This is a genomic window from Gordonia sp. NPDC057258, assembly GCF_042668985.1.
Taxonomy (GTDB): domain Bacteria; phylum Actinomycetota; class Actinomycetes; order Mycobacteriales; family Mycobacteriaceae; genus Gordonia; species Gordonia hongkongensis.
Window position 1 is genome coordinate 42,005 of sequence record NZ_JBHUXZ010000022.1, and the last position, 25,064, is coordinate 67,068.

Sequence of the window (25,064 nt, forward strand, 5' to 3'; positions counted from 1 at the left end):
ACGGCCATCCTTCGTGTGGCGGAATGGATTTGCTGTTCGCAAGGTCGCCCGGCGTGGCCGGCCTGCACAGCTGCACACCGCCGCGCCGGTTCCCTGGACACCAGTCCAATTCCTCGGTAGTGTCCGATCAGCGGCCTGGGAGAGCCCGGTCACATCGGCCCGGCCCGCGCAGCTCGATCGAAAGGGCGTGCCCGTGCCGGACACCGTCGGAATCCCGACTTGCATAGACGAACTCACCCCGACGTGGTTGACCTCATTCCTCCGCTCTCACGGTCACGACGTCAGCGTAGAGTCGGTCGGTGCCGAACCGGTGGGAACCGGGCAGATGGCGGGTTCCTATCGCCTCCACCTCGGGCACGACAGCCCAGCGACATTGCCCGACACCATGATCGCGAAGCTCGCGACCGGGTCACCGGACCAGCGCGAGTTCGGATCGGGGGTGTTCCGCAACGAGGTGCGCTTCTACCGCGACCTCGCCGGGTCGTTCACGGTGCCGATGCCAGACTGCTTCGCCGCGACCATCTCCGACCGCGGCACCGAGTTCGTACTTCTGCTGGAGGACATGGGCGCGGCCGTGCAGGGCGATCAGATCGCCGGCTGCACACCCGCGCAGGCCGAGGCGGTAGCCGTGGCGACTGCCGGTCTGCACGCTCCCCGGTGGAACGATCCGACCCTGCTGGCCGAGATGCCGTTGCCCACCGACGCCGACCGGGAAGTGATGGAGTCGATCCTCGCGCCGATGGCTGAGGTCTATCGCGAGCGCTTCTCCCCTATCGGTCCGTCATCGGCAGCGGTCGACTGGCTCGTCCGTGAGGCCGGCCAGTGGCTGGTCGCCCCGCTGGACAATGCCACCCTGATCCACGGCGACCTCCGGGTCGACAACGTCCTGTTCGGACCGTCCGGTGAGGTCACGGTGATCGACTGGCAGACCATCACCACCGGTAACCCGCTGCGCGACATCGCGTTCCTGCTGAGTACCAGCCTGACCACCGATGATCGGCGCCGGCACGAGCGTGGCATCGTCGCCTCGTATCATCGGGCGCTGGTCACCGCGGGCGTCAGCGACTACACGCTCGACAACTGCTGGGACGACTACGTCGGCAACCTGATCCAGGCGCCGCTGATCATCGTGTTCGGCTCCGCCGCTGCACAACCCACCGAGCGCGGCAACGCGATGTTCGATGCGATGCTGTCCCGCAGCGCAGCCGCGATCGACGATCTCGCACCCGGAGGGCTGTGAACCGTGCCGTCACTGGTCATCGGGGGCAACGGGTTTCTCGGTTCTCATCTCGTTCGGCAGCTCGTGGACGCGGGCGACGAGGTGCGGGTGTTCACCCGGCCCACCAGTGACCTCCGGACCCTGGCCGGTCTCGGCGTCGATTACGTGACCGGCGATCTCTTCGACGCCGACGCCGTCGCGCGGGCGATGACCGGTTGCGACGTGGTGTTCCACTGCGCGGTCGACACGCGCGCGTGGCTGCGCGATCCGGCACCGCTGTACCGGACGAACGTCGAGGCCCTGCGTTCAGTACTCGACGTCGCAGCCCGGATGTCACTGCGGAAGTTCGTGTTCACGAGCACCGCGGCGACCATCGGGCGGGTGGACGGCCGTCGGGCGACGGAGGACGATGTGTTCAACTGGGCCGCGCGGGCTCCCGAGTATGTGCGCAGTCGCGTGGCCGCCGAGGACCTGGTGCGGCGTCGAGCGCAGGACGACGCGGTACCCGCCCTCGCGATGTGCGTCGCCAACACCTACGGACCCGGCGACTGGCAACCAACTCCCCACGGCGCATTCGTTGCCGGTGCGGCGCTGGGCAAGTTACCGTTCACCGTCCGCGGCTGTCGCGCCGAGTCGGTCGGCATCGACGACGCCGCGCAGGCGCTGCTCCTCGCGGCGGACCGCGGCGAGGTCGGCGAACGCTACATCGTCTCCGAGCGGTCCATCGACACCGGTGAGATCGTGGCCATCGCCGCCGCGACCGCCGGTCGTCAGCCCCCGCGCGTCGTTCTCAACCGCGCTGCGCTGTACACCTTCGGGGCGGTGGGTTCCGCCCGTGGGGCGCTGACGCGCAAGCCGGTGCAGTTGACGATCCCCTCGGTCCGGTTGATGCACTTCATGTCCGAGATGGACCACGGCAAGGCCGAACGCGACCTCGGATGGCATCCACGCCCGGTGACCGAGGCCATCGCCGACGGTGCCCGCTTCTGGCTCGAACGACGCGCCGTCCGCCGCGTTGGTTGATCCGGCACCGAACCACTCCCGCCCCCGCCAATTGAGCCGGTACCGAACCACCCCCGCTGGTCGAGCCGCCACCGAACCACTCCCGCTCGTTGAGCCCGCTCCGAGCGCAGCAAGACCGACGATCAACCCCACCCCCGCTGGTTGAGCCGGCACCGAGCGCAGCGAGGCGCCGAGTCGAAGCCACCTGGTGACCTCGCCACGCTCGGCTAGCAGGTTCGAGACTCGGCTAGCAGATTGGGGGCTTGGCGAGACTGGTTACGGGACCCTTCGAGGCTCGTCGCTTGCGCTCCTCACACCTCAGGGAGCAGAAAAGTCGTCGCTTGCGCCCCTCACACCTCAGGGAGCAGGGGTGATGCGGTTCTTTCGATTAGAGAGCAGGGGTGATGTGATGTCGTTCCTTCGGACCGAAGGGCGGAGGCCTTAACGCGCAGGGGGCCCGGCCAGGATGCCGGCGAGTTCGTCGAGACTGTAGGGCGAGGTGCCCTTGTGGTCGCGGTAAGCGACGAAACTCGCCTGCTGCGACTCGAACCGGCCGATGAATCCACCGGCAGCGCTGAAGATCTCGCCGGTGATGTGCTCGGCCGCGTCACTGGCCAGGAACACGTACAGCGGGGCGACGTACTCGGGCGGGGCGGGATCGAGCGCCGCGTCGCGCGTGGGGTCGTCGAGGATTCCGCGACGATGGAGTCCTTCGATGTGGGCGACGTAGTCGTCGCCGGAGGACAACCTCGACTTCGCTCCCGGCATCACCACGTTGACGCGTACGTGATGATCCCGGAGGTCCGCGGCCGCGGCGAGGGCGAGTGCGTTGACGCCGCCCTTCGCCGCGGGATAGCCGCTGCCACCGAACATTCCGAGCGAGGCCGCCGAACCCGTGAGCACGACCGACCCCGATCCTTGTTCGACGAACACCCTCCCCGCGGCCTGTAGGAGATGGAAGGCGCTCATCAGGTGGGCGTCGATCTGCTCGCGGAACTCGTCGGAAGCGATCGTCAGCACCGTCGAACCGGGAGGTTCGGCGATGCCGGCGCAGTTGATGGCGATGTCGAGGGCACCGAACTCCGCCAGCGCCGCCTCGACCATCGCCTGCGCCACTCCGTCGTCACCCGCGGACCCGCGAACGCCCACGGCATATCCGCCGCCGCCGCGGATCTCGGCGACGGTGTCGTCGACGGCCTGTCCGTCGCGACCGTTGACGACGACCGAGACTCCCTGTCCGGCCAGCGCATACGAGACGGCCAGTCCGATACCGCGGGTCGCGCCTGCGACAACGGCGACCCGGCCCCCCAGTCCCGCGCCGCCAGGTGACCAACCGCCGCCCGACGTCACGCCGAGCTGCCCACCGGCGTGATCGGGATCGACCGCCCGCGGTCGACGAATTCGAAACTCGCGCCCCCGCTGAAGCGTGCGACGGCCACCTCACCGTACTCCTTCTGCGGCGTGTCCGCCTTGGTGATCCGGACGACGAGATCGCCGTCGGCCTCGGTCGCGTCCGCGACGACGAGATACGGATCGACGGCGGTCGCCGCCGCCTGCAACGGTTCGACGTGATCGACATCGAGTATCGACGTCCAACCGCCGTCGGTCATCGCATCGGACTCCCGGGGGATTCGGACGGTGACCGTGTCCCCGTCGGCCTCTGCGGTGAGTCCCGTGTACTGGGTCGGACCGAAACACGGATGCAGTGCCAGTACCTGGGCGAGACCTGCGGCGTCGGCGGACAGATCGAGCGCGACGCGAATCCGGTCGGCAGCGAGTCCGGCGATGCCGATCAGCTGCTTGCGGAAGATCTCGGTGGTCTGCGCCTCGCTCTCGGCATACCTGCGCAGGCTGACGAGGAAGCCCAGCGACAGCAACTGGTGTTGCAGCGCAACCTCTTCGGCGATCCGCACCAGAGCCGACGTCGACCACTCCGCGAACTGCAGATCCTCGACGAGCGGGCCGCGGTAGTCGACCCAGCCGTCGGTCTCCGTGGTGTCGATGGCCGACAGGACGAGTTGACCGGCCCTCGTCTCGAACATGTCGACCGAATCCGGTGGGAGCGGCAGCTCGTCTCGATCCGGTTCGATCGTGACCGTCCACTCACAGTGCGGCGTGCGATCGACCGGTCGACGCGGGGGGCGATGAACCGGACGGATTCGTGCGCGCCGGTTGGTCGCGATCGCCGTCGCATCGAAGGTGGGGTCCTCGATGTCGTGGCACATGGTGGTCACGTAGTCGTCGCCGAGGGGTTCGACGTCGAGCAGCGCGCCGCAGTGATCGAGCACGAACGACCCGTGGTACTCGTCGTCGATGCGGTATCGGAAGTCCATGAACTGGGGTGGCGCACCGATGTCGAGTTGCAGACACTTGAACATGTCCTCGACACCGTCGCCGTCGATACCCAGGGCCGTACGCATGCGATGCGTGTAGACCGGACTCGCGGCCATCCACTCCTCGATGGCGACCTTGCCCATCACGTCCCTGCCGAAGGCGCTGATGAGATGCGCCATGCCGCTGCGGTCGATCATCTGACCCGACAGCAGCAGTTCCGGTACGAGCACGGCGAGCTGATCCTGACTCAGACCTTGGTAGGTCGGGGCTGTGGAAGTCATGTCAGTTCACCAGAACGCGACCGGGGCCTTGCCGAAGTCGTACCAACCCGGCAGATCACCCGGCGCCGACTTCTCCACACGCTTGAGCATCGGCTCACTCATCGCGTTGTTCTTCATCATCTCGATGAAGAGAGCCGAGACGTTGCCGTAGTCGAAGAAGTCACGCTGCCAACGGAACTGGAAATTTCCTCCGTACTTGAACCAGCTACCCTGGATGCCCTCGAGGGCGTAGTGGCTGCCGTCGTCGCGTGTGCCCTCGTAGATCTGCTTCCACAGTCCGATCATGTCGCCGGTCTGGTCATCGATGACCCACGCCTGGTACGGGTACTCCCACCCCTGCAGACCCTCCATCTCCTGTCCGAGGGCGAGCTCGCGGATCTCCTCGCGGCCGACGGCCATGAAATCCTTGTTGGGGCCGTAGTTCCACCCGTAGGTGGCATCCTCGGTGTAGAAGTCGGCCAGGGGCTTCCAGTCCCCCGCCTTTTCGGCCTCGATGTTGGCGGCGAGCCACCGCTCCTTCATCTCGTCGAGTTCGGCACGGTCAAAAGACATGTGTTCCACCTTTATTCGATCGTTCGGGTCTTGCGTGGGCGACGTGGTCGGAGCTCAGTCCTCGATGATCCGAAGGGCCTGAGTCGGGCAGTAGTGCACGCCGGCCTCGACCTCGGCGCGCTGGGATTCGTCCGGGGTCGCGTCGAGGATCTCCACATGATCGGTGTGCGCGGCGAAGACCTCGGGCGCCTCGAGCTCACACATCCCATGTCCCTGGCAGAGGTCCAGGTCCACCTCGACGCGCATCACGCGTCCTGACGCTTGCGGTAGGCGACGCGGCAGGGTTGCTGCAGCTGGACCACCATCTTCGAGTGGTCGTTGCGGTAGCTCTCCGGCGGCTGCAACATCTCGAACTCGTAGTTCTGGAAGAGCACCGAGAAGATGGCCTTCAGTTGCATGATCGCGAATTGCGCACCGACGCAACGGTGACGACCGGCGCCGAAGGGGATCCAGGTCCAGCGATTGACCAGATCCTCCTGCCGCGGTTTGTCGTAACGGTCGGGGTCGAAGGTGTCCGCCTCGGGGAAGTCCTCGGGCAGCCGGTTGGAGATCGCCGGCGAGACGGCGATCGACTGCCCGGCCTTCACCTCGAAGTCCTCGACGTGGAAGTCGTTCTGCACCACGCGCATGAGGATGATGAGCGGCGGGTGCAGCCGCAGCGCTTCTTTGAGCGCGTTCTCGAGCTGTGGCATCTGACGGGTGTGCGCAAAGGTGTATTCCGGGCGCTCGCCGGGCGGGGTCTCGCCGTAGATCTCGTCGAGCTCCTCGTACACGCGTTGCATGTAGTCGGGGTTGCGCAGCAGTTCGATGAGGGTCCACGCGGCGGTGCCCGACGTCGTGTGGTGGCCCGCGAACATCATCGAGATGAACATGCCGGTGATGGTGTTGGCGTCGAATCCGACCTGGACGAGGACGTCCATCAGGTCGCGATCTTCCTTGTCCTCGGTCGGATTCGCGATCCGTTCGTCCATCACGCCCTGGATGAACTCGACCAGTTCTGCCCGGGCCTCGTCGCGCTTGCGGAAGCTCTCGATGTCGGCGTTGTAGTCAACGTAGGCGATCGGGTCCGTGCCCTTCTCGAGATCGTGGAACAGGTGGGCGATGTGCCCGTTGAGCCGCTCCCGGAACTTCCGCCCGATGAGGCACGACGACGACGTGTAGAGGGTCAGCTCGGCGAAGAAGTCCAGCAGATCGATCTCGCCCTCGTCGCCCCACTCGGCGATGATCCGTTCGACCTCGTTGGGAATGGTCACCGCGTGCTGCTTCATGTGTGCGCCCTTGAGCGCCGAGTTGTGGATCGCCTTGGATCGTTCCTCGGGACTGGTGTCGAACACGACGCCCTCGCCGAAGACCGGTGTCATGAACGGGTAGGCGGCGGCCTGGTCGAGGTCCTCCTCGGGGGCGCGGAAAAATTCCTCGTTCGCGGCCGATCCGGAGACGAGAACAACCTCACGGTCGGCGAGTTGGAACATGCCGACGTCCCCGCATTCCTCCCGCACGCGCCAGAACAGTGCGAGCGGATCGGTGGCGAGTTCGTCGAGATGTCCGTGTTCGCCCTCGCCACCCGAGACGCGATTCGGTTGTTTCAGGCCTGATTCGGTGATGGCGGTCATCCATCCGTCCCCTTCTCCTGTGCTGCCTGTCGTTTCTTGTCGCTGACCGCGCCTTCGGCCTCCACCTCGACCGACCGCATGTGCGCACCGCGAGGCATGGTCACCATGGCGGCGACGGCCTGCGCGATGTGTTCGGGCGAGAGGAAGTTGCCATGACGGGCCAGACCGTGTGTGATCCAGTCGTTCAGCATGTTCTCGGTCGTCTTCGGGTCGAGGTTCATCCCCATGCCGGTGAGTGTCTGCCCGGGCCGCACGACTCCCGCACGGACACCGGTTCCCTCGAGCTCGAGCTGAATGGTCGCCACCAGCCCATCGATGCCGGACTTGGCTGCGACGTACGCCGACGACCAGGGCCGCGGATGTATCGCCACATCGGAGCCGATGAACACGAAATCTCCTCGGGTGCGGTCGATCATGCCGGCGATCACGGCGCGGTAGATGCGGTAGGCGCCGGTGAGATGGATGTTGATCTGATCCGCGAAATGGTCGGTACCGGTCTCATAGGATAGTCCGACTGCGAGATCGCCCGCACCGGCGACGACGATCTCCAACGGCCCGAGAGCAGCTTCGGCCTTCGCCACGCAGTCGAGCACGGATTGCTCGTCGGTGACGTCGAGCGGAACTGCGACGGCCTCGCCACCTGCAGCGGTGATCTTGTCGGCGAGTTCCTGCAACTTCTCCACCCGGCGGGCGGCGAGCGCGACGGGATGGCCGGCAGCGGAGAGAAATTCGGCGGTGGCGGCGCCGATGCCCGACGACGCGCCCGCGACGAGGACCGGTCGGCGCTCGGGATGAGGACGGAAAGCCATCAGCGCACCGTCACCTTCACCGGGAGCTCGGCGAAGCCGCGCACGTTCACCGAGTGGACCCGTACCGCCTTGTCGGCATCGACCTCCACTGCCCGGATCGACTTGATCACCTCGGTCAGGCCGATGTTGGCCTCGAGGCGCGCGAGGTGCGCCCCGAGGCAGAAGTGGGCGCCCAGGCCGAAACTCATCAGGGACTGGGCGCAGTCGCGGCCGATCTCGTACCGGTCGGCGTCGGCGCCGAACACCTCGACGTCGCGGTTCGCCGAACCGACGAGCAGGAGTACGCGCTCGCCCGCCGGGATCACGAAGTCGCCATAAGGGGCATCCTCGATCACCCGCCGCACGACGATCTGCGTCGAGTTGTCGTAGCGCAGCGTCTCCTCGGTCCAGTCCGGGACGACGACTTCCGGGTCGGCGAAGACCTTGGCGAGCTCGTCCGGATTGCGCCAGCCCCAATACAGGGCGTTGGCAAGCAGTTTGGTGGTGGTCTCGTTGCCCGCCACCACCATCAGAACCATGAACCCGACGATCTCGTCCTCGGTGAGCTTCGTCTTCTCACCGGTCTCGTCGTCGTCGATCTCGGCCGCGATGAGGGCCGAGACCAGATCCTCGCCGGGGTTCTTGCGACGGTCGGCGATGAGCTCCGAATAGTACTTGTGCAGTTCGATGTACGCGCACACCGCCGCCTCGGGAAGGTCGAGGTCGCCGTCCTCGCGATGCAACAGCAGGTCGGACTGGTGGCGCAGCCGGGTGCGATCGGCTTCGGGCACTCCCAGCAGTTCGGACACGACGTCCATCGGGAGCAGGGCGGCGAAGTCGTGCACGAAGTCGAACTCGCCCTTGTCGAGACATCTGCTCCAATGCTGATGGGTGAGGGCGGTGATCCTGCCGGTGAGTTCGTTGACGCGGCGAGGCGTGAAGCCCTTGGAGACCAGTTTGCGGATACGCATGTGCTTGGGGTCGTCCATGGCGAGGAACGACATCGACTTGTGCGCGTCGGGACCGTACGCCGACGGGTCCATCGACACGCCCCAGCTGTTCGAGAGTCGTTGTGTGTCACGGAATGCGGCACGGACGTCGGCGTGTCCGGCGAGCGCCCAGAAGTTCATCCCGCCGTGGTAGTAGACCGGCGCCTCCGCGCGGAGACGGGAATAGGTCGGGTAGGGATCCTCGTGGAAATCATAGGCATACGGGTCGAAGGGGAGCTCGTGCTCCATCCCCGACACCGCCGTCGTTTCGGTCATCACTTCTCCATCAGTAGATGTGCGGCTGCGACAAGACGTTCGGAGGTCTGCTCGTAGGTCATGTGCCCCATACCGGCATAGACCAGGCCGCCGGAGTAGATCATCTCCAGGGCGTCGAGCAGCGGGCCCGGGTTTTCCGGGTCCTCTTCGAGGGCGGCGGCGAGACGACGCCGGATGAATGCGCCGATCCGCACGCGCAGGTGTTCGACGTCGGGGTCACTGCCCAGCAGGGCCACCGTGACCGCACCACCCAGCTGCCCCTCGCCGGCCACGACCAGCGCGACCTCGCGGAGCACCTGCGCGACGCGCTCACTCCGCGGTGCACCGGGATCCGGTTCGAGCACCCCGGCCGAGAGGCGACGCCAGAACACCTCGGCGACGAGGTGACTCTTCGACGAGAAGTAGGTGTAGGCGGTAGCCGGCGCGACCCCGGCGATCTTGGCCACCGACCGCACGGTCAGACCGTCGAAACCCTCGGCGTTCAGCACGTCGACCGCGGCATCGGTGAGACGTGTGACCGTCTCCGCCTGCTGCTGGGTCAGCCTGCGACGAGTGGATTCCTGAGACACGGGGCTGGACATGTGAGCCACGCTACACTAGGTTTGAACGCGAGTCCAGACACCTGTCCAGATGGAGTTCCAGCTCATGCCTCTTCGCCCCGAATCCGCGTCGGATCTGTTGATCGACGGCAAGCTCACCCCCGGGAGCGGTGGCGTCTTCGACGTCGTCAATCCCGCGACCGAGGAGGTCATCGGGCAGGCGGCCGACGCCACCGCGGCCGACATGGATGCCGCCATCGCCGCCGCTCGCACCGCCTTCGACACCACCGACTGGTCGCGCGATCACGCCTTCCGCGCTCGCTGCCTGCGTCAACTGCGCGACGCACTGCTCGCCCACGGCGACGAGTTCCGAGAGCTCACCATCGCCGAGGTCGGGTGCCCGTCGTTCCTCACCCACGGCCCGCAGTTCGAGGGACCCGTCACCGATCTCGGCTACTTCGCCGACCTCGCCGAGAGCTACGAGTGGACTCGCGACCTCGGCACCGCGAAACCCATGGGACTGAAGAACCACCGTGAGCTGCGCTCGGAGGCGGTCGGCGTCGTCGGCGCGATCACCCCGTGGAACTTCCCGCACCAGATCAATTTCGCCAAGATCGGACCCGCCCTCGCCGCCGGGTGCACGGTGGTGCTCAAGCCCGCGCCCGACACCCCGTGGTGTGCGGCGCTCGTCGGCAAGGTGGTCGCCGAGGAGACGGACTTCCCGCCGGGCGTCCTCAACATCGTCACCTCGACCGACCATCAGCTCGGCGCCCAGCTCAGCACCGACCCGCGCGTCGACCTGGTCTCGTTCACCGGCTCCACGGCGACGGGCAAGAAGGTGATGGCGGCCGCCTCCGAGTCGCTGAAGAAGGTGTTCCTGGAGCTGGGCGGCAAGTCGGCCTTCATCGTCCTCGACGACGCCGAAATCGGATCCGCCTGCGCCATGGCCGCGTTCAACGTCGTCACCCATGCCGGCCAGGGGTGCGCGATCACGACGCGTCTCGTGGTGCCGCGCGGCAGCCTCGACGAGGCGATCGCCGCCACCCGCGACGCGATGGCGGGCCTGCCCGCCGGGGACCCGACCGACGGCGGCACCATCTGCGGACCGGTCATCTCGGCCCGGCAGCGCCAGCGCATCGAGTCCTACATCGAACTCGCCACCAGTGAGGGCGGCACGATCGAGATCGGCGGTGGCCGTCCCGCCGACAGGCCCGCCGGATTCTTCGTCGAGCCGACCCTGATCTCGGGTCTGGACAACTCGGCGCGGGTGGCGCAGGAGGAGATCTTCGGCCCGGTGCTCGTTATCATCCCCCACGACGGCGACGACGACGCGATCCGCATCGCCAACGACTCGCCGTACGGGTTGTCGGGCATGGTCTACGGGTCCGACGAGGACCGGATCAACAAGGTCGTCAACGGAGTTCGCACCGGGACGATGGGCGTCAACGGCGGCATCTGGTATTCCGCCGACGTCCCGTTCGGCGGTTTCAAACAGTCGGGCATCGGCCGCGAGATGGGTGTCGCCGGTTTCGAGGAGTACCTGGAGACCAAGGCCGTCGCCCGCCCGGCGTGACCCTTCGAGGCTCGTCGACCTCGACGCGCTCCTTCGTCGCTTGCTCGGCCCGGCGGCTATCGCTCCTCGCACCTCAGGGAGCAGAAGCCTCGCGCTATCGCTCCTCGCACCTCAGGGAGCAGAGAACGCCCCCTGAGGAGGCCCGGAGCTTGCGGAGGGCCGTCACCCACCCCGCCCCCTGAGGAGGCCCGGAGCTTGCGGAGGGCCGTCACGAAGGGTCCACCCGAAGACCACCCGAAGCCCACACGACACCACACAGAAAGCAGGACAATGAGTTCCAAGCGTTTCGAGAACAAGACCATCATCGTCACCGGCGCCGCCGGCGGGATCGGCGAGGCCTATGCGCGTGCCCTCGCCGCGGAGGGCGCGAACGTCGTGGTCGCCGACCTCGCCGACGAGAAGGGCAAGCAGGTCGCGGCCGACATCGGCGGACTGTACGTCAGCACCGATGTCGCGGACGAGGATTCGGCGAAGGCGCTCGCCGCCGCCACCGTCGACGCCTACGGTTCGATCGACGGTCTGGTGAACAACGCCGCGATCTACGGCGGGATGAAACTCGACTTCCTCATCACCGTGCCCTGGGACTATTACAAGAAGTTCATGAGCGTGAACCTCGACGGTGCACTCAACGTGACCCGGGCGGTCTACCCGCACATGACCAACGGCGGTGGCGCCATCGTCAACCAGTCCTCGACCGCCGCATGGCTGTACAGCGGCTTCTACGGGCTGGCCAAGGTCGGCGTCAACGGCCTGACCCAGCAGCTCGCCACCGAACTCGGCGGGCAGAACATCCGCGTCAATGCGATCGCCCCGGGGCCCATCGACACCGAGGCAACCCGGAGCACGACGCCCAAGGAGATGGTCGCCGACATCGTGAACCGGCTGCCGCTGAAGCGTTTCGGCACTCCCGAGGATCTCGTCGGAATGTGCCTGTTCCTGCTGTCCGACGAGGCCGGGTGGATCACCGGTCAGATCTTCAACGTCGACGGCGGCCAGGTCATCCGCTCATGAGCGAGTCGTCCCCCATCCGTCTGGGGTATGTCGGACTCGGCAACATCGGTGGGCCGATGGCCGGGAGCCTGGCCGCCTGGGCGGGTGGGCTGACGGTGTTCGACCTGTCGTCCGACGCCGTCGCGAAGGTCGTGGAGAAGGGCGCCACCGCTGCGGAATCGCTCGCCGATCTCGCCGCGTCGGCCGACATCATCGGCATCTGCGTGCTCGACGACGCGCAGGTCCGAACCGTGGTCGCGGGTCCGGACGGCCTGCTGTCGGCAGCTCGCCCGGGCACCGTCATCACCGTCCACTCGACCATCGCGCCGGAGACCGCCGTCGAACTGGCGGATCTGTGCGCGGCGCGCGAGGTGACTCTGCTCGACGCACCGATCTCCGGTGGTGCGATGGGTGCGGCGTCGGGCCGCCTCGCGATCATGGTCGGTGGACCGCGGGACGCGTACGAGAAGCTGAAGGAACCGTTCGCGCTCACCGCCGACATGCTGGTCCACGCGGGGCCCGAGGTCGGCGCGGGTACCCGGATGAAGCTGGCGCGCAACCTCCTCCACTTCATCTCGTTCACCGCGACCACCGAGGCCGCGCGACTCGCCGAGGCCGCCGGCATCGACATCACCAAGCTCGGCAAGGTGGTCCGGCACTCCGACGCCGTGACCGGTGGGGCCGGGGCGATCATGTTGCGCGACACCACCGCTCCCGTCGAGCGCGACGATCCCTGGTACGGAATCCTCAACGGCGTCCGTACCCTGGGCGAGAAGGACCTGACGCTCGCACTCGCACTCGGTGACGAACTCGGCGTCGACCTGCCCCTCGGGCAGCTCGCGTTGCGGAACCTGGCCACCGGGCTCGGTGTCCCCCACCTCGAAGGAGAACCAGCATGACCCGTTCCAACATCTCCGACGACGCACCCGACGAGGCACGCAAGCGCGGCCTCGCCAAGATGTCAGAGGTCTACGGCTGGGAGGTGAGCGACGGCCCGGGCGACTACTTCGCACACACCGCCGACCAGGTGTTCGGCAATGTGTGGGCGCGAGACGGTCTGTCCAACCGTGATCGTCGGCTGCTCCTGCTCGGCGCGCTCGCCGCGAGCAACAACATCGACGTCGCCGAGATCCAGGCCGGTGCCGCACTCGGGAACGGAGAGCTCACCCCAGAGCAGCTCGAGGAGATCAGCCTCTTCCTCTGCTACTACGTAGGCTGGCCGCAGGGCACCAAGATGCACTTCATGTTCGGTGAGGTGATCAAGCAGCACCGGAAGAAGAAGTGAGTCGACCCATGCGGTTTCGAGTCCTACAGGGCGGCGACGGGTGTTCGTTGCTCAGCGCCTCTCCCCTCCCCGACCTCGCCGCGGCCGGATACACCGACATCGAGTACGCGGCGTCGGGGGTGGCCGAGAAGATCGTCGGGGACCCGCCCGCGCCCGCCGCCGAGTTCACGACCCGGGTCGTCGTCCGACGCCCAGCGGAGCCCGCGACGTTCAGCGGCTGCGTTGTCGTCGAGTGGCTGAACGTCAGCAGTGGCGCCGACGCCGCCCCCGAATACTCCTATGTGGCTGCTGAACTGGTCCGTTCCGGGCACGCCTGGATCGGGGTCTCGGCCCAGTTCGTCGGAGTGGAGGGCGGCACGGGCTCGGTCGGCGTCGCGACCGGTGCGCCGCAGAGTCTCGCCGCCAAGGACCCGGAACGGTATGCCGGACTCCACCATCCTGGTGATGCGTACTGTTACGACATCTTCAGCTCGATCGGACGGGCCGCCCGGGACACCGCTGGGGCCGACCATCCCCTCGCGGGCCTGACGGTCGCCACCGTGCTCGCGATCGGCGAATCACAGTCGGCGATGGCCCTGACGACCTACGTGAACGCCATCGGCCCGGATGCGGCGCCGTTCGACGGATACCTCATCCACAGCCGCGCGGCCGCCGGGTTGCCCGCAGGCGAGGTCGGTTCGGGCATCGACGTGGCGACCGTCTTCGGGCGCGAGCCCACCACGATCCGCGCCGACCTCGACGCACCGGTGTTCGTGGTGCAGACCGAGACCGACGTCCTGACCAACTTCCGTTATCACACTGCGCGGCAACCGGATTCCGACCGGTTACGCGTGTGGGAAATGGCGGGCACGTCCCACGCCGACCTGCACCAGGTCGGCGACTTCGAGGAGTTCCTCGGCTGCCCCGACCCCGTCAACCGGGGTCAGCAGCGTTTCGTCCTGCGGGCTGCGTTGCGGCACCTGCGATCCTGGGCCGACGGTGGCAATCCGCCGCCGGCAGCCGCCCCGCTGGCCCTCCGGGACATCGACGGCGCCGACCCCGTGTTCGAGCTGGACGACATCGGCAACGTCCGGGGCGGGGTCCGGACGCCGTGCGTCGACGCACCGACCCAGGTCCTCAGCGGGATCGTCGCCGACCCCGTCTCCCGCATCTGCCTGCTGTTCGGCACGACATTCCCTGTACCCGCCGACGCGTTGGCGGCCCGGTACGGAACGCGCGACGAATACGAGAAGCACTACCGGAACGCCGCCGACGCCGCCATCGCGGGCGGATTCGTCCTCGCCGAGGACCGTGACGAGCTGCTCGCCGACGCCAATCCGGACCTGATCCCGAACTGACCGTCCGCCGAATCGTCTCGACGCGCGGCGGTTTGAAAATCACCATGACTCCAACGGTGCCGGTGGAGTCGAGTTCTCAGTAGCGTCCCAGAAGTCCTGCCAGCCCTCTCCCAGGCGGATTTCGATGACTCTAGAACTCACGACACCGGTCGGTGTCGCCCCCGTGCCGTCCGCGGCCGGGCCCGTCGACGTGCCGTCCGACGGCCCGGCGGCCCGAGTACGTCGGCGACGGCTCTCCCGTCACGCCGCCACACGCACGCTCCGTCAGTCCATCGGCCTGATCCTGGTCGTCGTCATCTGGCAGGTCGGCGCGCGGGGATGGCTCGGCGCGACCACCCCCGCACCCACCGAGGTGGTCGAGGCGGGCTGGGAACTGATCAGCACCGGTGAACTCTGGACCCATCTGGCCGCGTCGGGGCGGCGCGTCGCGATCGGACTGGCGATCGGGATCGCCATCGGCGCGGTGCTCGGCGCGGCCGCCGGCCTCTTCAAGGTCGCCGAAGACCTGGTCAACGCACCGGTCCAGGTGCTGCGGATGATGCCCGCCGTGGCCCTCGTCCCGGTCTTCATCATCTGGTTCGGGATCGGCGACTCGTTCAAGATCGCCCTGATCATCGTCGCCCCGATCTTCCCCATCTATCTCAACTTCCTCGCCGGCATCCGGGGCGTGGACCAGAAGCTCATCGAAGCCGCCGAATCGCTGGAGCTGACGCGTTTCGAACTCGTGCGATACGTGGTCCTGCCGGGCGCACTACCGCAGATCTTCGTCGGGCTACGACAGGCGCTGGGCATCGGTTGGCTCGTCCTGGTCGTCGCGGAGATGCAGACCACCCCGGTCGGTCTGGGCTTCCTGATGAACGACGCCAAGGAGTACCTACGCACCGATCAGATCTTCCTGGTCCTGGTGATCTACGCGGTACTCGGACTGCTCACCGACATCGGCGTGCGAATACTCGAGCGTCGGTTCCTGTCGTGGCGCAACGGATTCGAAGGTAGGTGAGTGGAATGTCCGCAGATCGAATCGACGGTGTCCGCGTCCTCGGCGCCGGGCGCGAGTTCGACGGCCGGCGGGTTCTCGACCGCGTGGATCTGACCATCGCCCGGGGCGAGTTCGTCGCGCTGCTCGGAGCGAGTGGTTCCGGGAAGAGCACCCTGCTCCGGGGGATCGGCGGGCTCGACCGCGGTTTCACCGGCACGATCGAGGCACCCTCGGCCAAGGCCATCGTGTTCCAGGAGCACCGACTCATCCCCTGGATGTCGGTGTGGCGCAACGTCGCGCTCGGGTTGCGCGGCGGTGACACCGAGGCCCGCGCGCTCCGCGCACTCGACGAGGTGGGGCTGGCGGCCAAGTCCGGCGCCTGGCCGTCCACGCTCTCGGGTGGCGAGGCCCAGCGCACCGCGCTGGCACGCGCACTCGTCCGGGAGCCCGACCTGCTGTTGCTCGACGAACCGTTCGGCGCGCTCGACGCCCTGACCCGGATCAATGCCCAACGCCTGGTGGCCCGGTTGTGGGAAGCGCACCGTCCGGCAACACTGCTGGTGACGCACGACGTCGAGGAAGCCCTTCTGCTCGCGGATCGCGCGCTGATCCTGCGGGCCGGCCGGATCGCACAGGAGATCGTCGTGGATCTACCTCGCCCATGCCAGGTCACCGATCCCGAATTCGTCGCCCTCCGTTCACAACTGCTCGCCGGGCTCGGCGTCGGCGGAACCGACGCCGAATCCACCGGCCGCACAACGACACCGACAACGACACCCCGGGAGTTCACCCATGTCTGACGTACTGACCCTGTCCACGGACGTGCTGGTGATCGGCGGTGGTCCCGCCGCGACCTGGGCCGCCATCCACGCTCGCGACGCCGGAGCCGAGGTGATCATCGTGGACAAGGGTTACTGCGGTGCGTCGGGTACGACGGCCCCGGCCGGGACCGGGGTCTGGTACGTCGTCCCGGACCCGGACAAGCGCTCGGCGGCGAAGGCGAGTCGCGAAGCGCTCGGTGGGTATCTCGCGGACCACGCCTGGATGGACCGGGTTCTCGACAGGACCTACGCGAACATGCACCGGCTGGGCACCGAGGGTCGCTACCCGTTCCCGATCGACGAGCACACCGGGGAGCCCATCCGCACCGGTGTCCAGGGCCCGGAGTACATGCGTCGCATGCGCGCGTGGGTCCGACGCCGCGGTGTACAGATCCTCGATCACTCCCCCGTCCTGGAACTCCTCACCGACAGCCAGGGCGCTGTGCGGGGCGCCGCCGGATACCAGCGGCAGACCGGCCGGGACTTCCGGATCTCGGCCGGCGCCGTCGTCGTGGCGACGGGCGGATGTGCGTTCCTGTCCAAGGCACTGGGCAGCAACGTCGACACCGGCGACGGCGCACTGATGGCGGCGGAGGTGGGTGCCTCGTTCTCCGGGATGGAGTTCGCCAACGCGTACGCGATCGTGCCGAAAGGCTCCACGGTGACCAAGACCGCGTACTACGGCTACGCCACCTTCTTCCACGCCGACGGACGCATCGTCGAGGGTGCGGGATCGACGAAGGGGCGGTCGGTGATCGCACGGACTCTGCTGCAGGAGAAGGTCTACGCACAGCTGGACCGGGCCGATGAGCGGGTGGCGGCACAGATGCGCCAGGGTCAACCCAACTTCTTCCTCCAGTTCGACCGCCGGGGCATCAACCCGTTCACCGACCGGTTCGAGGTCGATCTCCTCGCCGAGGGCACCGTTCGCGGAACCGGTGGCATCGACATCGTCGACGCGGACTGCTGGACCGGCGTCCCGGGTCTCTACGCGGCCGGCGACGCCGCCACCCGCGAGCGGATCTGCGGTGGCTTCACCGGCGGCGGCAGCCACAACTCCGCCTGGGCGATGTCGTCGGGCAGTTTCGCAGGCGCTGCCGCGGCACGAGCGGCCCGCGACGCGGGCGGGGCATCCCCACTCGATCGGCTCTCGGGCGCCGGCACCGTCGGATTGGACTCCGCCCGGAGCGGGATCACACCCGACGAGGTGGTGACCGCCGCACAGGGCGAACTGATCCCCTTCGAGAAGAACTACCTGCGTCACGGCGACCGTATGGCACCGGCGCTGAACGCCCTGGACTCGCTGTGGGACGAGGTCTCCGGCCCGGCCTACGGCGCCCGCACACCGGCGGGGCGCGTCCGCGCGCGGGAGGCGGCTGCAATCACCGCGGTCGGACGGTGGATCTACCGATCCGCACTCGCCCGCACCGAATCCCGCGGGATGAGCAAGCGCGCCGACCACCCCGAGCTCGACCCGGCACTGGGCGATCACGTCCGCACCGGCGGACTCGGCGATGTCTGGGTCGCCGCACCCGGATCGGCTGTCCGCCGGCCAGACCCGGCCCCTCGGCTCGCCGTCAGGATTCCCGCGTGATCGAGCTCGTCGTCGCGTCGGCGTGTATCGCCTGCGACAAATGCGTGAATGCCTGTCCCACCAACGTCTTCGACACCGGACCCGACGGCGTACCGGTCATCGCACGGCAGTCCGACTGCCAGACCTGCTTCATGTGCGAGGCGTACTGCCCCACCGACGCTCTCTACGTCAGCCCGGAGTCGTCCCCACTCGGCACCCGAGAATCGTTGCCGCTCGAGCTGATCGGCAGCTACCGGGAACGGCTCGGCTGGGGCAAGGGGCGCGCACCAGGAAGCCTCACCGCGGTCGGGCCCCCGATCCCGCATGGAGACCCGCCACCCCGGCTCGACGAGCAACACGCCGACTGACCGGCTCACCCCGTTCATCCCTTCAGACCGCCAGAACAGAGAAAACATGCCCACCACATCATCTTTCGGATCACCGCTGCGCCGGATCAGACGCGCCCTCGCCCTCTTGTCGGCGGGCGTGGCATTCGCAGCGGTGGCCGCGTGCGGTTCCGACGATGCGTCGTCGGCGCAGCGCGAGGTCATCGACACACTCCGGATCGGCGTCATCGGCTCGAGCAACGTGATCGCTGGTCCGGTCGGCTTCGCCCACAGTCGAGGCGAACTGCTCGATGCCTTCGCCCCGCTCGGTGTCAACAACGTCGAGGTCTTCAACTTCCCGAACGGTCCCGATCTCAATCAGGCGCTCATCGGCGGACGCCTCGACGTGGCGAGCTACGGTGACACCCCCGCGCTCGTCGCCCGGGGTTCGGGCCTGCAGACCCGCCTGCTGACGATCGGCCAGTTCGACAACGACGCGGGTGTGGTGGCGAAGGACCCGTCGATCCGGTCGCTTGCCGATCTGGCCGGCAAGAACATCGGCGTGCCGAAGGGGTCCTACATCGACCGTTACCTGCAGGGCGCGCTTGCCGAACAGGGCATCACCGCCAACCTGATCCATCTGTATCCCGCCGATCAGGAGGCCCCACTCAACTCCGGGGAGATCGACGGAGCGGCGCTGCCCGGCGTCATCCCGTCGGTGGCGCTGCAGACCTTCGAAGGCAAGGGATTTCACCTGGTGGACTCGGTCTACCGGGACCATCCCGATCTGGCCGGCACCAGCGTGACGGTCAGCAGTGACCAGTTCCTGGAGAAGAATCCGGACTTCGCCGCGACGTGGCAGCAATTGCACGCGTCGTCGGTCCTCTACGCGAAGGCGAATTGGGAGGAGTACCTCCAGTTCGAGCTCGGCAACTCCAAGGCACCCGAAGCCGCCGTCCGTGCCGCCGCCAACCCCGAGGGCTACTCCGAGGAGCCGTTCCCGGCCCGCGCCGTCGAATTGCTCACCGGCACCAAGGCTTTCCTGGTCGAGCAGGGCAGCATCGAAGAAGACTTCGAACTCGACTCCTGGCTGCAGCGTCCCGCGACAGGAGCGAACTCGTGACCGGGCCCCGGTTCGGAGTGTGGACCAATGTGTACGGCACCTGGGCGTCGGCACACCATCCCGACGACCCGGTCGACGCATCCTGGGAACGCAACCTGGCACTGGTCCGCCGCGCGGAGGAACTGGAGTATCACAGCACCCCGTGAGGTGCGAGCGAAACGAACCCACCCCCCTGAGGTGCGAGCCCAACTACTGCTCCCTGAGGAGGCCGGAGCTTGCGGAGGCCGTCACGAAGGGTCCTGGTGAGTCGGGTTGCGAAGACCCGTGACGCGCCCTCCGCAAGCTCCGGGCGCAGGGACAGGGCGTTCTTTCGGATTAGGGAGCAGAAGAGGTCAGCGCTGCCTCACATTAGCGACCGCAGGCCCGGTTCGCTGTCGAACCGCGGGGGCGGGGCGGCGCGGAGGAATTCGTCGGTGGCCTGTCGGATACTGCCCGAGATGGCGTGTCCGACATGGCTACCGGAGTACCAGTGGACTTTCCCACCCCAGTGATTGTGTAGCTGCTGGGCGGCGGTCACGGAGGTCACCCGGTCGTTGAGCGCCGCGACCACCATGCGGCGTTCTGGTGTCGGAACCGGCTCCACGGACAGTGGGTTGATGACCGACGAGACCGCACGAACCGGCTCGCTCCGCATCAACGACGCGAGATGGCGCCCCTTGGACCCGCCGCGCTCCATGTGATGAGCCAGGGTGGCATGCATCTCCAGCATCGGCACGACGGCGAGCACCGAGCTGATACGGGGGTCCATCGAGGCGACCATCGCGGCGATCGGTCCGCCGAGCGACGTGCCCGCGATCGCGATGTCGGCGGGTTCCTGACTCTCGATCCACGTGATGAGCGAACGGATCTCGGCGATCGCCCGGATGGTGATGACGGTGTTGACCAGTGGATCGAACCCCGGATAGGCCACCTTCTCGACTCGCCGCGAGCCGTGGGCCGGAAGAACGGGGAAGACCACGTCGTAACCGAGCTTGTTGTACAGGTTGGCCGCGCGGAACGCGTAGAGATCGTCGGCCCGACCCTGAGCCGCCCCGTGGACCCAGATCAACCAGCGGCGACCGGCGCGTCGTCGTGACAGCACCCGCACCGAGGCGATCCCGTCGGCGTAGGGGTCGGCCGCGGCGATCGATTCCGGGAGCGGCACCGCCACCGAGTAGTCGATGTGGTCGAACGAGGTGGTCCCGAAGGTCTTCCGGTTGCGGGAGACGATGCCGGGTGGGCCGGGGTCGAGGTGGACTCGCGACGGACCGAGGGCAGCCAGTTCATCTGCGACACCGACACATCGGTCGACGCAGTCTTCCACGAAGTCGATCGGCGGGATGTCCCGGATCACCGAGTTGACCGCGATGAACAGCTCGTCGACGGCGGTCTCCCCGACCATCCGCGGACCGCAGTCCGCCGGCGGGACGCCCGTCGCGGGATCCCCGCGGCTGGCCGCACGCGAACTGCCGATCGCACGGGGCAGCACTTTCGCGAACAACCCCAGTCGTGCTGCTCCCGACTCCCAGTCGATCAACTCGCCTCCTGCGCCATCGCGGTACTGTTCTCGTCCTCGTCGGCGGTCGTCCGTCCGAGCGCATCGGCGGCCTCGGCGACCGCGTCGGCCACCCGCCGCAAGAAGCCGGCCGGGTCGGGCATCGACTCCGGTGTCGCGATGAGGCCCATGCTGAGCCTGCCGGCATAGCTGTAGGTGGTGAGGTTGACGTCGGCGGGTGCGATGGCCAGCGCGAACGAGATCCAGTCGACGACCTCGATGTCCCCGACCCACCGCGTGGTGCGCGGACCCGGCATGTTGGCGGTGGTGATGTTGTTCATCACCAGCGGCGCGCGATTCGCGGCCAGACCGCGGAAGGTCGGGCCGAGCCGTCCGGTGTAAGTGGCCAGCGCGTCGGTGAGATCGAAGCCGACCTCGCGCCGGCATCGAACAGTCGCCGCGCAGCTCTCACCGGTGGCCGCGATCCGCTCGATCGGGTCGGCCAGATCCGACCTGAGATAGGCCATCGCGGTGGCGATCTCGTTGCCGTGCACACGGGTGGAGGCCAGGTCCTTGCATACCCCGAAGATCGAGACCGACACTCCCGGCTCCTCGCCGCGAGCGATGAGTTCCGCCCGGATCGCACCGGCGATGACACCGTGCAGAGCCCCGTTCACGGTGTTTCCGGTGGCCAGCGCGAGTCGCTGGACGGCGGCGAGCGGGATGTCGCCGGACGCACACACGCGTTCGGCGCCGCTGCGGGCGTTGAAACTCGTCCGACGGACCGTCAGGGGTTTCGGGATGAGTTCGGCATCGCCGGCCCGGCGTTTCGCGACAACCGCACGCGCCAGTGCCGACGCTGCCGACGGCAGGCGACGAACCATACGCCAGGATTCCGAACGCGCTGCGCGCGTGAGCTCGTCGTCGTCGTGCTCGATGCGGGTCGCGCCGATCGGCGCCTGCTCGACCCGCTCATCCGGACCGGCGGTCGCGGCCATGAACGTGTTGAGTGCGGCGAGACCGTCGGCGACGGCGTGATGGACGCGGACGACGACCGCCTGCCGCCCACCGGCGAGACCGTGCACGAGGGTCAGTCCCCAGAGCGGCCGACTCCGATCGAGTTGCCGGACGGCGAGCTCGGACAGGATCGCGTCCAGCTCGGCACGTCCCCCCGGTGCGGCGGCGGAACGCTCGTCCAGGTGCCGGCGCACGTCGAAGTCGTTGTCGTGCACCCAGAAGGGACGGGCGCCGTGTCCGCGAGCCCACGCGAGCCGCTGGGTCGCGCGCGGGAACATGCCGAGGTAGTCGGGCAGGACGTCGGCGATCTCGGTGAGATCGAGGGGCCGGCCACGACGGGAGGTGTCGAGCACCGCGACCTTCAGTGTGTGCATCGGGGTCGACGCCGATTCCATGTTCAGCATCAGCGCGTCGGGACCGGACATCCGTTCGGCGTCCAGAACACCGGTGGAGCGGTCGATCTGCTTGACAGCGTGCATGATTCAGCTCACCTTTCGTTCGGTCGACGGGGCGGACGGGAGTTCGCGTTTGAGGATCTTGCCGGTGGCATTGCGCGGCAGTTCGTCGAGGAAGTGGACGTCGCGGGGGACCTTGAACCCGGCGAGCTGTTCTCGCACGTGCCGCTGGATGTCCTCGGCGCCGATCTCGGCCTCCGGTGCTCGCACCACATGGGCGACGAGACGCTGGCCGAACCTGTCGTCGTCGACCCCGGTCACCGCGACCTCGACCACCTCGTCGAGAGCCCCGATGACCAACTCGACCTCGAGGGGATACACGTTCTCCCCACCGGAGACGATCATCTCGTCGTCGCGGCCGACGACGAACAGCAGCCCGTTCTCGTCGAAGCGGCCGACATCGCCCGACACCATGTGTCCGTCGCTGAATGCCTTGGTGTCCGAGCTGGTGTAACCGTCGAACCCGGAGTTGTTCGCGACCACGATGCGCCCGACCTCGCCGACGGGGACCTCGCGGTCGTCGTCGTCCAGGATGCGAACACTCGTACCCGCGAGCGGCCGCCCGGCGGTCTCCGGCGCGGTGCGCAGATCGGTTGGGGTGGCGGTGGTGATGAGACCCGCCTCGGTGGCGTTGTAGCTGTTGTAGACCACGTCGCCGTACCGGTCCAGGAATGCGACGAGAGCGTCGGAGCGCATCCGCGATCCGCTCGCGGTGGCGAAGCGCAGTGTCGGCATCGGGTGGTCGTCGAGGACGTCGTCGGGGAGGTCCGTGATGCGTTCGAGCATCACCGGAACCACGGCGAGGCCGGTGGCCCCGTGGTCGCGGACCATGTCGAGCGTCGCCACGGGATCGAAGCGACGGCGCATGATCATAGTGCACGTCATCGTCGCCGCGATGGCCACCTGCCCGAAACCCCATGCGTGGAAGACCGGGGCCGCGATGACGATGGACTCGCCTGCGCGCCAGGGAATCCGGTCCAGCATCGCGGCGAGGGACGCCACGTCGGCGCTTCCGCCTCGGCGCGCACCCTTGGGCGTTCCGGTGGTTCCCGAGGTCAGCAACACGATCCGGCCGGCACGTTCGGGCCGCGCGGGTCGCGCGCCGCGATTCGCGCCGATCAGTCCGTTGACGGTGACACCTTGCGTCGACTGGGACTCCGTCCATGCCCGGACGCGCCGGAGATCCGGAAGTCGTTGCGTCGCAGCCTCGACGACGGTGTCGAACTCGTCGTCGGCGATGAGCACGTCTGCCTGTTCACGTTCGAGGACGTCGGCGAGCTGGGGTCCGGCGAACCCGGTGTTGAGGAGTACCGCGTCGGCACCGAGCCGGGACGTCGCGGCGAGCGCCTCGATGAGACCGCGGTGGTTGCGGCAGAGGATGGCGACGGTGCCGACGGTCGTGCCGGGTAGATCGCGCAGACCGACGGCGAGCGCGTCACAGCGGGCATCGAGCTCGCGCCAGGTGAGTTGTCCCGCCTCGTCGATGAGGGCGAGTCCGTCGGGGTCGCGCGCCGCGGCGAGGCCGATCCCGCTCACCGGCGAGGCGCCGCCGTGCCGACGGAGGTTGAGCCCCATGCGGACATAGCGATCGACCCGGAGCGAACCGAGAAAGCCGCTGCGGACGAGGGTGCGAACGAGCCACATCTGTGTGGTGACGCGATCGCGGAGTTGCGAGATCATCGTCGTCTCCTGGTGATCAGCCGATGACCGGGAATCGGCGCTTGCGGGCGAGGTCGTCCAGTGCGTGCTGCATGCGTTTGCGGACCATCTGGTCCACCTCGTCGTGTTCGGGGTTGTTGCCGAACTCGGCGGTGATGTCGATCGGGTCGAGGACCTCGGTGACCAGCTTCGACGGCAACGGGATGTTCGGCGGGAGGTGCGCGGTCAGACCGAACGGGAAGCCGAGCGCGAACGGAGCGGTGTCGGTGCGGATCAGCTTGTCGAGCCGCAGTATCCGGGCCAGCGTGTCACCGCGGTTGAGGAACAGCTGCGTCTCCTGGCCCCCGATGGTGACGATCGGGACGATCGGGACGCCCGCCTCGAGTGCGGTGCGGATGTACCCGGTCCGACCGTGGAAGTCGATCGTCGCGCTCTGGCTGCTCGGCCGCAGCGCCTCCCACTCCCCGCCGGGGAACACGATGGTGGCCGCGCCGGACCGCAGGGCGGCGACCGCGTTCTTCGGGTGAGCCGGCAGGAACCCGACCTTTCCGAAGATCTGTTTGCCCGATCCGGTGAAGATGAGGTCGTGGGCCAGGGTGTACAACGGCCGGTCCGCCCCGAACTCGTCGGCAAAGGCCACGCTGATCACCGGGACGTCGAAGGCCATCAGACCGCCCGAGTGGTTGGACACGAGGAGGGCACCGCCGTCGGGCACCTTGTCCATGCCCCGGACCTCGGAGCGGAAGTAGGTCTTGGCCACGAGCTTGAGCACGGGCAGCACCCGCTTCACCCAGGTCTCGTCGCGTGCGGTGAGGTCGAAGGTCTCGGCACTCATCGGTCCATCTCCTGTGGGATCGAT

At 67.7% G+C, this 25,064-nt stretch carries 25 protein-coding genes; 13 read left to right on the forward strand and 12 right to left on the reverse strand.

Annotated elements, in window-relative coordinates:
• The first annotated feature begins 187 nt into the window (after nt 1-187).
• Nucleotides 188-1,240, forward strand: a complete 1,053-nt coding sequence (locus ACFUEJ_RS15915) for a phosphotransferase family protein (RefSeq protein ID WP_388030486.1) — start codon at nt 188-190, stop codon at nt 1,238-1,240.
• Nucleotides 1,241-1,243: 3 nt separating this feature from the next.
• Nucleotides 1,244-2,242, forward strand: a complete 999-nt coding sequence (locus tag ACFUEJ_RS15920) for an NAD-dependent epimerase/dehydratase family protein (RefSeq protein ID WP_388030489.1) — start codon at nt 1,244-1,246, stop codon at nt 2,240-2,242.
• A gap of 420 nt (nt 2,243-2,662) precedes the next feature.
• Here ACFUEJ_RS15920 and ACFUEJ_RS15925 read toward each other — a convergent pair whose 3' ends face one another.
• From ACFUEJ_RS15925 to ACFUEJ_RS15960, 8 genes are read right to left on the reverse strand one after another with little or no spacing between them, the layout of a single operon-like run.
• On the reverse strand, nt 2,663-3,571 hold the full coding sequence (locus ACFUEJ_RS15925) for an SDR family NAD(P)-dependent oxidoreductase (protein ID WP_265968267.1): 909 nt from the start codon (nt 3,569-3,571) through the stop codon (nt 2,663-2,665).
• Entirely contained in the window at nt 3,568-4,836 is a 1,269-nt protein-coding gene (locus ACFUEJ_RS15930; RefSeq protein ID WP_388030492.1) for a hypothetical protein, read from the reverse strand. Before ACFUEJ_RS15930 ends, ACFUEJ_RS15925 begins: the two co-directional genes overlap by 4 nt.
• A 6-nt stretch (nt 4,837-4,842) precedes the next feature.
• Nucleotides 4,843-5,388, reverse strand: coding sequence for a hypothetical protein (locus tag ACFUEJ_RS15935; RefSeq protein WP_058252396.1), 546 nt, complete (start codon nt 5,386-5,388; stop codon nt 4,843-4,845).
• Between the two features lie 54 nt (nt 5,389-5,442).
• Nucleotides 5,443-5,634 (reverse strand): ferredoxin, encoded by a 192-nt coding sequence (locus tag ACFUEJ_RS15940; protein ID WP_058252397.1) that lies wholly within the window; start codon nt 5,632-5,634, stop codon nt 5,443-5,445.
• Nucleotides 5,634-7,001 carry a cytochrome P450 gene (locus ACFUEJ_RS15945; RefSeq protein ID WP_159371370.1) on the reverse strand — a complete coding sequence of 456 codons (1,368 nt, stop codon included), beginning with the start codon at nt 6,999-7,001 and terminating at the stop codon, nt 5,634-5,636. The genes ACFUEJ_RS15940 and ACFUEJ_RS15945 overlap by 1 nt, the downstream gene beginning before the upstream one ends.
• Nucleotides 6,998-7,810: an SDR family oxidoreductase gene (locus ACFUEJ_RS15950; RefSeq protein WP_065629686.1), complete on the reverse strand. Its 813-nt coding sequence runs from the start codon at nt 7,808-7,810 to the stop codon at nt 6,998-7,000. The genes ACFUEJ_RS15945 and ACFUEJ_RS15950 overlap by 4 nt, the downstream gene beginning before the upstream one ends.
• On the reverse strand, nt 7,810-9,054 hold the full coding sequence (locus ACFUEJ_RS15955) for a cytochrome P450 (protein ID WP_388030497.1): 1,245 nt from the start codon (nt 9,052-9,054) through the stop codon (nt 7,810-7,812). The genes ACFUEJ_RS15950 and ACFUEJ_RS15955 overlap by 1 nt, the downstream gene beginning before the upstream one ends.
• Entirely contained in the window at nt 9,054-9,635 is a 582-nt protein-coding gene (locus ACFUEJ_RS15960) for a TetR/AcrR family transcriptional regulator (protein WP_033206302.1), read from the reverse strand. Before ACFUEJ_RS15960 ends, ACFUEJ_RS15955 begins: the two co-directional genes overlap by 1 nt.
• Nucleotides 9,636-9,699: 64 nt before the next feature.
• On the opposite strand from ACFUEJ_RS15960, the gene ACFUEJ_RS15965 reads away from it, so the two are divergent.
• The 11 genes from ACFUEJ_RS15965 (at nt 9,700) to ACFUEJ_RS16015 (ending at nt 19,746) form a co-directional block, all read left to right on the forward strand.
• Nucleotides 9,700-11,166 (forward strand): aldehyde dehydrogenase, encoded by a 1,467-nt coding sequence (locus ACFUEJ_RS15965; RefSeq protein ID WP_388030500.1) that lies wholly within the window; start codon nt 9,700-9,702, stop codon nt 11,164-11,166.
• A gap of 270 nt (nt 11,167-11,436) precedes the next feature.
• A complete protein-coding gene (locus ACFUEJ_RS15970; RefSeq protein WP_065629688.1) occupies nt 11,437-12,177 on the forward strand; it encodes an SDR family oxidoreductase in 741 nt (246 codons plus the stop codon).
• Nucleotides 12,174-13,055 (forward strand): NAD(P)-dependent oxidoreductase, encoded by an 882-nt coding sequence (locus ACFUEJ_RS15975; RefSeq protein ID WP_388030504.1) that lies wholly within the window; start codon nt 12,174-12,176, stop codon nt 13,053-13,055. Before ACFUEJ_RS15970 ends, ACFUEJ_RS15975 begins: the two co-directional genes overlap by 4 nt.
• Nucleotides 13,052-13,441 (forward strand): carboxymuconolactone decarboxylase family protein, encoded by a 390-nt coding sequence (locus ACFUEJ_RS15980; RefSeq protein ID WP_065629690.1) that lies wholly within the window; start codon nt 13,052-13,054, stop codon nt 13,439-13,441. Before ACFUEJ_RS15975 ends, ACFUEJ_RS15980 begins: the two co-directional genes overlap by 4 nt.
• A gap of 8 nt (nt 13,442-13,449) precedes the next feature.
• The gene (locus ACFUEJ_RS15985; RefSeq protein WP_388030507.1) at nt 13,450-14,778 is read left to right on the forward strand and encodes an alpha/beta hydrolase domain-containing protein; all 1,329 of its coding nucleotides are present in this window, start codon (nt 13,450-13,452) and stop codon (nt 14,776-14,778) included.
• A gap of 124 nt (nt 14,779-14,902) precedes the next feature.
• The gene (locus tag ACFUEJ_RS15990; RefSeq protein ID WP_280359982.1) at nt 14,903-15,778 is read left to right on the forward strand and encodes an ABC transporter permease; all 876 of its coding nucleotides are present in this window, start codon (nt 14,903-14,905) and stop codon (nt 15,776-15,778) included.
• 5 nt (nt 15,779-15,783) lie between these two features.
• Complete coding sequence (locus tag ACFUEJ_RS15995; protein ID WP_280359984.1) at nt 15,784-16,557, forward strand: ABC transporter ATP-binding protein; 774 nt, start codon at nt 15,784-15,786, stop codon at nt 16,555-16,557.
• Nucleotides 16,550-18,172, forward strand: coding sequence for an FAD-binding protein (locus ACFUEJ_RS16000; protein WP_280359986.1), 1,623 nt, complete (start codon nt 16,550-16,552; stop codon nt 18,170-18,172). The genes ACFUEJ_RS15995 and ACFUEJ_RS16000 overlap by 8 nt, the downstream gene beginning before the upstream one ends.
• On the forward strand, nt 18,169-18,519 hold the full coding sequence (locus tag ACFUEJ_RS16005; RefSeq protein WP_280359988.1) for a ferredoxin family protein: 351 nt from the start codon (nt 18,169-18,171) through the stop codon (nt 18,517-18,519). The genes ACFUEJ_RS16000 and ACFUEJ_RS16005 overlap by 4 nt, the downstream gene beginning before the upstream one ends.
• 46 nt (nt 18,520-18,565) lie before the next feature.
• Complete coding sequence (locus ACFUEJ_RS16010; RefSeq protein ID WP_280359989.1) at nt 18,566-19,600, forward strand: NrtA/SsuA/CpmA family ABC transporter substrate-binding protein; 1,035 nt, start codon at nt 18,566-18,568, stop codon at nt 19,598-19,600.
• Nucleotides 19,597-19,746, forward strand: a complete 150-nt coding sequence (locus ACFUEJ_RS16015; protein WP_388030512.1) for a hypothetical protein — start codon at nt 19,597-19,599, stop codon at nt 19,744-19,746. Before ACFUEJ_RS16010 ends, ACFUEJ_RS16015 begins: the two co-directional genes overlap by 4 nt.
• A 197-nt stretch (nt 19,747-19,943) precedes the next feature.
• Here ACFUEJ_RS16015 and ACFUEJ_RS16020 read toward each other — a convergent pair whose 3' ends face one another.
• The 4 genes from ACFUEJ_RS16020 to ACFUEJ_RS16035 are packed head-to-tail and all read right to left on the reverse strand — an operon-like array spanning nt 19,944 to nt 25,040.
• Nucleotides 19,944-21,116: an alpha/beta hydrolase family protein gene (locus tag ACFUEJ_RS16020; RefSeq protein WP_280359990.1), complete on the reverse strand. Its 1,173-nt coding sequence runs from the start codon at nt 21,114-21,116 to the stop codon at nt 19,944-19,946.
• Nucleotides 21,113-22,570 (reverse strand): wax ester/triacylglycerol synthase domain-containing protein, encoded by a 1,458-nt coding sequence (locus ACFUEJ_RS16025; protein WP_388030517.1) that lies wholly within the window; start codon nt 22,568-22,570, stop codon nt 21,113-21,115. The genes ACFUEJ_RS16020 and ACFUEJ_RS16025 overlap by 4 nt, the downstream gene beginning before the upstream one ends.
• 3 nt (nt 22,571-22,573) lie before the next feature.
• Complete coding sequence (locus ACFUEJ_RS16030; RefSeq protein ID WP_388030519.1) at nt 22,574-24,226, reverse strand: AMP-binding protein; 1,653 nt, start codon at nt 24,224-24,226, stop codon at nt 22,574-22,576.
• Between the two features lie 16 nt (nt 24,227-24,242).
• On the reverse strand, nt 24,243-25,040 hold the full coding sequence (locus ACFUEJ_RS16035) for a lysophospholipid acyltransferase family protein (protein WP_058252413.1): 798 nt from the start codon (nt 25,038-25,040) through the stop codon (nt 24,243-24,245).
• Nucleotides 25,041-25,064: the final 24 nt, after the last annotated feature.